The following is a 7,503-nucleotide window of genomic DNA, read 5'->3' as shown; positions in this document are numbered from 1 at the left end:
CTGCCAACCAGATCGCGCTTGATTCTGCGGGAGATGCCAGCCTGCGCTGGCATGACGAGGCCAGTTGAAGGTTACCGCCCCTTCGCTGTCCCCAGGATCGCCTCGCCGGGGAAGACCTTCTCCACCAGCTTGCCGTCGCGCACCACGGGTTGCCCGTTCACCAGCACATGGCGGAAGCCGACAGAGGCCTGCATCGGTTTCTGGAAGGTGGCGACATCGCTGACGGTGGCGGGATCGAAGATGGCGATGTCCGCATCGGCGCCCACCTTCAGCCGCCCCTTCCTCGCCATTTGCGGCGAGACCGCCTCCAGCCGCTGCGCGGGCATCAGCGCCATCTTGCGCAGCGCCGCCATCAGGTCCAGCGTCTTGCGTTCGCGGACATAGCGGCCAAGCACGCGGCCATAGGTGCCGGCGCCGCGCGGATGCTCGCCGGAGGTGACCCAGGGCATGCCGTCCGACGCGATCGAGATCTCGGGCTCCGCGATGATCGCGTCGACCACATCCTCCGGGATCATGTGGATGACCACCGCCGCATTGGGCTGTTCGCGGCGATAGCGTTCGAAGCTGTCCTTGGTCAGCCGCTCGCCCGTCGCGGGCCATTGCAGGTCGCCATAGCTGATGCCCGAGCGCTCCTGCCAGCCGTCGCGGAAGAATTCCGATCCGATCAGCGTGCTGCCCGCCGTGTAGGGATAGGCTTCCGACGTGATGTCCATTCCGCGCGCGCGCGCGCGCTTCACCATGTCGATCAGCGTCGGCGTGTCACGCAGGCCGGTCGAATGGAGATGGACGATCTGGAGCGGCGCGCCCGTCACCGCCGCATTGGCGATCACTTCCTGCGCCACCGCGATCGGCACGCCCGGCGCGGGATCGAGCGGACGGCTGCGGACATGCACGAAGACGGGCGCGCGCGTCACCGCCGCCGCCTTGAAGATGTCGTAGATCTCGCTCCGCCCTGCGCCCGGCGTATATTCGATGCCCAGGCCATAGCCGAGCGCGCCCGCCGCGACCTCGCGGTCGAGCGCGGCGACGATCGCGCGTTGCTGTTCCGGCGTCGCGGGCGCGGTATAGGCCCTGCGGTCGCTGGTCTCGCCGCCCGGGTTGATCGCGAAATGGCCATGACAGGGCGCATTGGCGATCACTTCCATCCGCGCGCACTGGTGCGAGGCGGTGGCGCCGAAATTGACGAGCGCCTTGCCCGACAGCGCGGCGACGAAGGGCGCGATCGGCATCGCCCCGCCCTCCGCGTCGATCGCGGTCGTGACGCCGTCGAGCACCTGATAATATTCGCCCTTGGGATTCTGCCCGTGCGCGTGGAGATCGACGAAGCCCGGCGCGACCACCAGGTTTCTCGCGTCGATGGTGCGCCGGCCCTTCAGCGCCTCGCCGCTGATCGCCGCGATGCTGCGGCCGTTGATGCCGATATTGGCGATCTCGTCGCGCCCGCTTTCGGGGTCCATCACGCGGCCATTGGCGATCACCACGTCATAGGTCTGCTGCGCGGCGGCGGGGGCCGCGAGCGCGGCCAGCCCGGCGGCCGCCAGGAACATCGTCTTCATATATCGGCCCCTCACTTCGCGGGCACGGAGAACAGGAAATAATCGTGCACCGATCGCGCGATCTCCGCGATGGCGCGCTCGCGGTCCTCCACGGGCGCCGCGCTCTTCTTCACATAGACCGCGATCACGATCTCGCCCGCGCCGTCCGGCAGGGTGAGCACGCCCGTATCGTTGACGGTGCCGCCGATCGTGCCCGTCTTGTTGGCGACCTTGGTGCCCGGCGGCATCTTGCCGCGCAGGCGCGCGCCGCCGGTGCGGCAGCGTTCCATGATCCCGATCAGCGCCTTGGTGCTCGCCGCCGACAGCGCCTTGCCGGAAAAGATGCGGGTGAGCAGCGTGCCCATCGCCTCGGGCGTGCTGGTGTCGCGCGGATCATTGTCGAACGCCGGATCGGGCAGGCTTCCCTTGCGCTCGAGATCGGGATTGGCCTTCGCCGCCGCTTCGAACGCTTCGGTCAGCGGGCCGGGGCCGACGCCGAAGAAATCGCGCAGCAGGCCGGCGGTGTCGCGATCGATGCGCTGGCCGGTCACGCCCTGCGCGCGCACCCAGGCGGTGACGGCGGCGGGGCCGCCCGCCGCCTTGGTCAGCACGTCGGTCGCGGTGTTGTCGCTTTGCGTCAGCATCAGTTCGAGCAGGTTGTAGACCGACAGGCTCACGCCGGGATGGATCAGCCGGTCGGCGATCACCTCGGACGGCGAGAACATGTCCATCGGCACGTCGAGCATCTGGTCGAGCTTCAGTTCGCCCTTGTCGACGCGCTCGAAGATCCTGCCCGCCACCGCGACCTTGAAGGTGCTGGCCATCGGAAAAGCCTCGCCGCCATTGTACAGCACGCGTGGCCCCTTGCCGTCGAGCCGCCACGCCGCGACGCCGACCACGCCGCCCGAACCCTTGGCGAGACGTGCGATCTGCTGATCGAGCCCGGCGGTGGCCGCGGATTGAGTCGCCGGCTGCGCCGCCAGCGGCTGCGCGACTCCGGTCGCGGCCAGCAACAACGGCAGCAACGCGCGGCGAAGCGTTTGATTCGACATGGAAACCCTCCCTAGAATCCGGCGTGCATATGCGAGTGAGCGGGCGGGCCGCGCCGGTCGGGCTCCCCGATTATTCTCTGATCAGGACATTCGCCGCAACGACGGGCGATTGCAACAAAAAGAATATTCGATTGTAACACTATGATATTATTATATTTCAATCTCGTTTCGAAAATTTTTCACCAATCTGTCAATATCCTGATAGGAAAATTGCATCCCGATGTGTAGCGTCCGCGCCGCACAAGGTTATCGCGACAAGAGGGAGAGTCGGGTGAGGAACGGGTTTGGCGCACGATCGAAATCCTTGACGGGAACGGCGATCGCGCTGTCGCTGCTGCTCGGCGCGGCCGGCCCCGCCATGTCGCAGACCGCGCCGGCGCAGACCGCCAGGGTCGCGATCGATCCCGCGCGGCTCGCCGGCCTTGGCGAATTCGTCGACGGCGTGATGGCGCAGCAGATCGCGACGCGCGAGATCGCGGGCGCGGTCGTCACCGTCGTCTCGAAGGGCAAGGTGCTGTTCTCGCGCGGCTATGGCTTCGCCGATGTCGATCGCCGGATTCCCGTCGATGGCGAAAAGACGCTGTTCCGCCCCGGATCGGTTTCCAAGCTGTTCACCTGGACCGCGCTGATGCAGCAGGTCGAACTCGGCAAGGTGAAGCTCGACGATCCGATCGACAAATATCTCGACTTCACGATCCCGACCAACGGGATGAAGAGCCCGATCCTGGTTCGCCACCTCCTCGATCACTCGCTGGGCTTCGAGGATCTGGGCGGCATCACCGCCGACAGCGTTTCCGACCTGATCCCGCTCGACAGCTTCCTCAAGAATCCGAAGAACATTCCGACGCGCGTGCGCGAGCCGGGCGTCGAGACCTCCTATTCCAACTATGGCTCGGCGCTTGCCGGCTATATCGTCCAGCGCGTCTCGGGCGAGAATTTCGCGGATTATATCGACAAGCACATCTTCGGCCCGCTCGGCATGAAGAGCGCTACCTTCCGCGAGCCGCTGACCGGCGACCGCGCCGCGAACATGGCGACGGGCTACAAGCTGGTCGACGGCAAGCTCGTCGCCAAGCCCTACGAACTCTATTCGAACATCATGCCCGCGGGTTCGGTGTCCGCCACCGGGCCTGATCTGGCGCGCTTCATGCTCGCGCATCTCGGCGACGGGCGGCTGGGCAATGTCCAGATCCTGAAGCCGGAGACGATGCGCCTGATGCGCACCGGCCTTACCCGCAACGCCCCCTCGCTCCAGCCGATGGCGCACGGCTACATGGTCGTGCGCGAGCAGGGCCCGCGCCTGATCGGCCATGGCGGCAACACCGCCGATTTCCATTCCTACATGGTGCTCGCGCCCGAGGCCGATTTCGGTTTCTTCGTCTCCACCACCGGCGGCCAGGGCAGCTATGGCGGCCGCACCGAGCTGATGAACGCGATGATCGGCCGCGTCTTCCCCGTGGCGCCCGCGGCGCGCTGGACGGGCAAGGCGGCGCCCACGGTGGGATCCTACCGCACCAATCGCCGCACCTATAGCGAGACGCCGAATCCCGCTTACGACATCAAGGTCTCGGCGCAGGGCGAACATGGCCTCGTCACCGAAATGGGCGGCAGCAAGACCTATTGGGAACAGATCGGCCCCGAAATCTACGAGCAGGTGACCGGCGCGCGCGCGGGCGGCCCGTTCGAGCGGCTGGAATTCTACGGCCCCGCCGATGACCGCAAATTGTCGTTCAGCTCGCAGCCGCACGTGCTTTTCCGGCTGGTCAAGCCGTAACGGCTTGCCGTTTGTGACTTTCTAATTTAGAAACTTAAATCCTGATTGGGCCAGGTTTTCGGCCCGATGTCCGGCTTCGGCCAAAACGGGCGTTAGTGAGCGCAAGATTCGCACAGATGAATCCAGCTCATGGCGCCATGCATAAAAGGGAACCACTGCATGACCTCCCCAACCCAACCCCGTTGGCATATATTGTCGCGTAGCGGCAGTGCCGTCGCTCTCGGCATCGCACTCGCCTTCGCCGGCCCCGCGTTCGCGCAGGAAGCCGCCGACGATACCGAATCCACGTCGAGCGAAATCGTCGTCACCGGTTCGCGCATCAGCACCGCCGGCTTCGAGGCGCCGACCCCGACGACCGTGATCGGCGTCGCCGAACTCCAGCAGGCCGGCCGCACCGACATCGCCGCCTCGCTGGCCGATCTTCCGCAGTTCCGCCAGACGCAGAGCGCGACCTCGACCAACACGGTTACCTCCTCCGGCCAGTCGCCCGCCGATCTTCGCGGCCTCGGCTCGGCCCGTACGCTGGTGCTGATCAACGGCCGCCGCAGCGTCAGCTCGAACGATCTTCAGACCATCCCCTATTCGCTGGTCAAGCAGATCGACATCGTCACCGGCGGCGCATCGGCCGCCTATGGCTCGGGTGCTGTCGCCGGCGTGGTCAACATCCTGCTCGACGACAACAAGCAAGGCTTCGAGCTCGGCGCCCAGACCGGCGTTTCCGAGCGCGGTGACGCCCAGAAATATCTTTTCGAAGCATCCGCCGGCTTCAAGTTCGCCGACGGCCGCGGCCACTTCATGATCGGCGGCGACTATCTGAAGGACAAGGGCGTCATCCCCGGCAACGCGCGTCCACGCATCGGCTCGACGGGCTTCTTCCCGAATGCGGCCGGCAAGCTGGTGCCGACCGGCAACCTGCGCGAACTGACGCGCAGCGAAGGCGGCCTGATCCGCACCGGCGTGCTCGCCGGGCAGACCTTCAATCCCGACGGCAGCCTGCGCCCCTTCCAGTTCGGCACCATCAGCCCCGGTTCGGCGTCGCTGATGATCGGCGGCGAAGGCTACAACATCGACCAGTATCGTTCGCTTTCGGCGCCGATCGAGCGCACGAACGTCTTCGCGCGCCTCAGCTACGACCTGACCGACAATCTGAAGGTCTGGGTTGAGGGCAGCTACAACCGCGTGTTCGACGAGCGCGTGTTCTTCCCCGATCTGGGCGTGACGCAGCTCACCTTCTCGGCCACGAACCCCTATCTGACGGCGGCGCAGCGCGCGACCTTGGCGGCGGCGGGCGAGACGAGCTTCACCATGGGCCGCGTGCTGACCGACGTGTCGCTTGCGCGCTACAATTACGCGCGCGTGACGAAGCAGGGCTCGGTCGGCTTCGACGGCACCTTCGGTGACGGCAAGTGGCGTTATGGCGCGTTCTTCACGCATGGCGAGCAGGAGCAGGACCAGAAGCTGATCGGCCTGACCAAGAAGGCCGAGTTCGCCAAGGCGATCAACGCGGTGTCGAGCGGCGGATCGATCGTCTGCGCGGTCAATGCCGACGCGATCACCACCAACGACGATCCGGCCTGCCGTCCGCTCAACCTGTTCGGTTCGGGCCGCGCGGATCCGGCGGCGGTCGCCTATGCGACCGGCACCTGGAACGCGGTGACGACGACCTGGCTGGACCATGCCGGCGCGAACATCAGCGGCGAACCCTTCACGCTCTGGGATCTTCCGGTCTCGGTCGCGGCGGGCGTCGAATATCGCGAAGAGGCCTTCCGGACGGTCTACGACGCGAACTCGCTGGCGAACAACTACAACACGATCAACGGCGTCAACATCAACAAGACCGGCAACAACGTGAAGGAGGCCTTCGCCGAGGTCGACATCCCGCTGCTCGCCAACCTGCCCTTCGTACAGAAGCTCAGCTTCAACGGCGCGGTCCGCGTTTCCGACTACAGCACCAGCGGCGCGATCTGGTCGTGGAAGCTGGGCGGCATCTGGGACATGGTCGAGGGCTTCAAGATCCGCGCGACACGTTCGCGTGACATCCGCGCGCCTTCGCTCACCGAACTGTTCAGCCAGCGTTCGACGCTGTTCACCAGCGTCGCGGATTCGGGCCGTCCCAACAGCCCGCTGACCAACGTCACGCTGTTCACCGGCGGCAACCCGAACCTGCGTCCGGAGATCGCGGACACGTTCACCGTTGGCGCCGTGTTCCGTCCGACCTTCCTGCCGGGCTTCGACTTCTCGGTCGATTACTACAACATCAAGATCGACGACGTGATCACCACGCTGAGCGCGCAGCAGATCGTCAATGGCTGCTATGCGCAGAACAACCAGGGCGCCTGCAGCCAGATCGTGCGTGACGGCAGCGGCGTGATGACGACGATCAACGCGGCGTTCATCAACGTGGCGAACTTCAAGAACACGGGTCTCGATTTCGAGGCGTCGTATCGCACACGGCTCGACGGCATCGGCCTCGACGGACAGCTCAAGGTCCGCGCGCTCGCCAACTATGTCGACAAGCTGGTGGTCGACAACGGCGTGCTCGCCATCGACGGCGCGGGTTACCTGGGTTCGCAGGCCACCTATCTCGTGCCGAAGTGGCGCGGGTCGCTGACGCTGAACTACGAGAGCGAAGGCATGGGCGCCGACCTCCGTACGCGTTACATCGACGGCGGCGGCTTCGCGCCGACCAGCGTGCTGGCCAACCAGGACGCGCGGATCAGCAGCCACACCTATGTCGATCTCGGCCTGCGCGCTTACATCCGCGCCAGCGAGAAGACCAAGTTCACGGTCTATGGCAGCGTGCAGAACCTGTTCGATCGTCAGCCGACGCTCGGCGCGGTCAGCTCGCCCTATCTCGACATCATCGGCCGCTATTACACGGCCGGTGTCAGGGTAAACTTCTGATAGAATGACGTTTTCGGGCCGGTCCGCACCCAGCGGGCCGGCCCTTTTTCCAGATGGAGGCCAGGAAAGGCGGTTTTGCGCCCATAACCTTAGCCTCTAGCCCGCAAAGAAATTTTTCATCCTGATCAGGATATTCTTGTGGACATCGCGGCATCATCGTCCGATGCTGATGCAAGAAGAGAGTCGGAGAAACGCACAAGCGCCCGGCCCAATGCGAATACGCGAAATCGAAAAGGGA

General features: G+C 65.3%; 4 protein-coding genes. 2 read left to right on the top strand and 2 right to left on the bottom strand.

Annotation, left to right across the window (positions count from 1 at the left end; translation table 11 throughout):
* Positions 1–71: 71 nt before the first annotated feature.
* Together ACODTA_RS22355 and bla are read right to left on the bottom strand one after the other, a co-directional pair.
* A complete protein-coding gene (locus tag ACODTA_RS22355; protein ID WP_489068766.1) occupies positions 72–1,556 on the bottom strand; it encodes an amidohydrolase family protein in 1,485 nt (494 codons plus the stop codon).
* 11 nt (positions 1,557–1,567) lie between these two features.
* Entirely contained in the window at positions 1,568–2,587 is a 1,020-nt protein-coding gene (bla, locus tag ACODTA_RS22350; protein WP_489068764.1) for a class A beta-lactamase, read from the bottom strand.
* 271 nt (positions 2,588–2,858) lie between these two features.
* Between bla and ACODTA_RS22345 the strand changes: the two genes are divergently transcribed.
* Positions 2,859–4,361 (top strand): serine hydrolase domain-containing protein, encoded by a 1,503-nt coding sequence (locus ACODTA_RS22345; protein ID WP_489068762.1) that lies wholly within the window; start codon positions 2,859–2,861, stop codon positions 4,359–4,361.
* A 159-nt stretch (positions 4,362–4,520) separates the two neighbouring features.
* Entirely contained in the window at positions 4,521–7,265 is a 2,745-nt protein-coding gene (locus ACODTA_RS22340) for a TonB-dependent receptor plug domain-containing protein (RefSeq protein WP_489068760.1), read from the top strand.
* Positions 7,266–7,503: the final 238 nt, after the last annotated feature.

This window comes from Sphingomonas sp. FG14 (genome assembly GCF_057809675.1).
Note: the sequence above shows the minus strand (reverse complement) of the source record. Positions and strands in the feature narration are given on the sequence as shown.

Coding starts and splice junctions, on each gene's coding strand:
- ACODTA_RS22355 (WP_489068766.1), bottom strand. CDS start 1,556: ATGAAGACGATGTTCCTGGCGGCCGCCGGGCTGGCCGCGCTCGCGGCC.
- bla (WP_489068764.1), bottom strand. CDS start 2,587: ATGTCGAATCAAACGCTTCGCCGCGCGTTGCTGCCGTTGTTGCTGGCC.
- ACODTA_RS22340 (WP_489068760.1), top strand. CDS start 4,521: ATGACCTCCCCAACCCAACCCCGTTGGCATATATTGTCGCGTAGCGGC.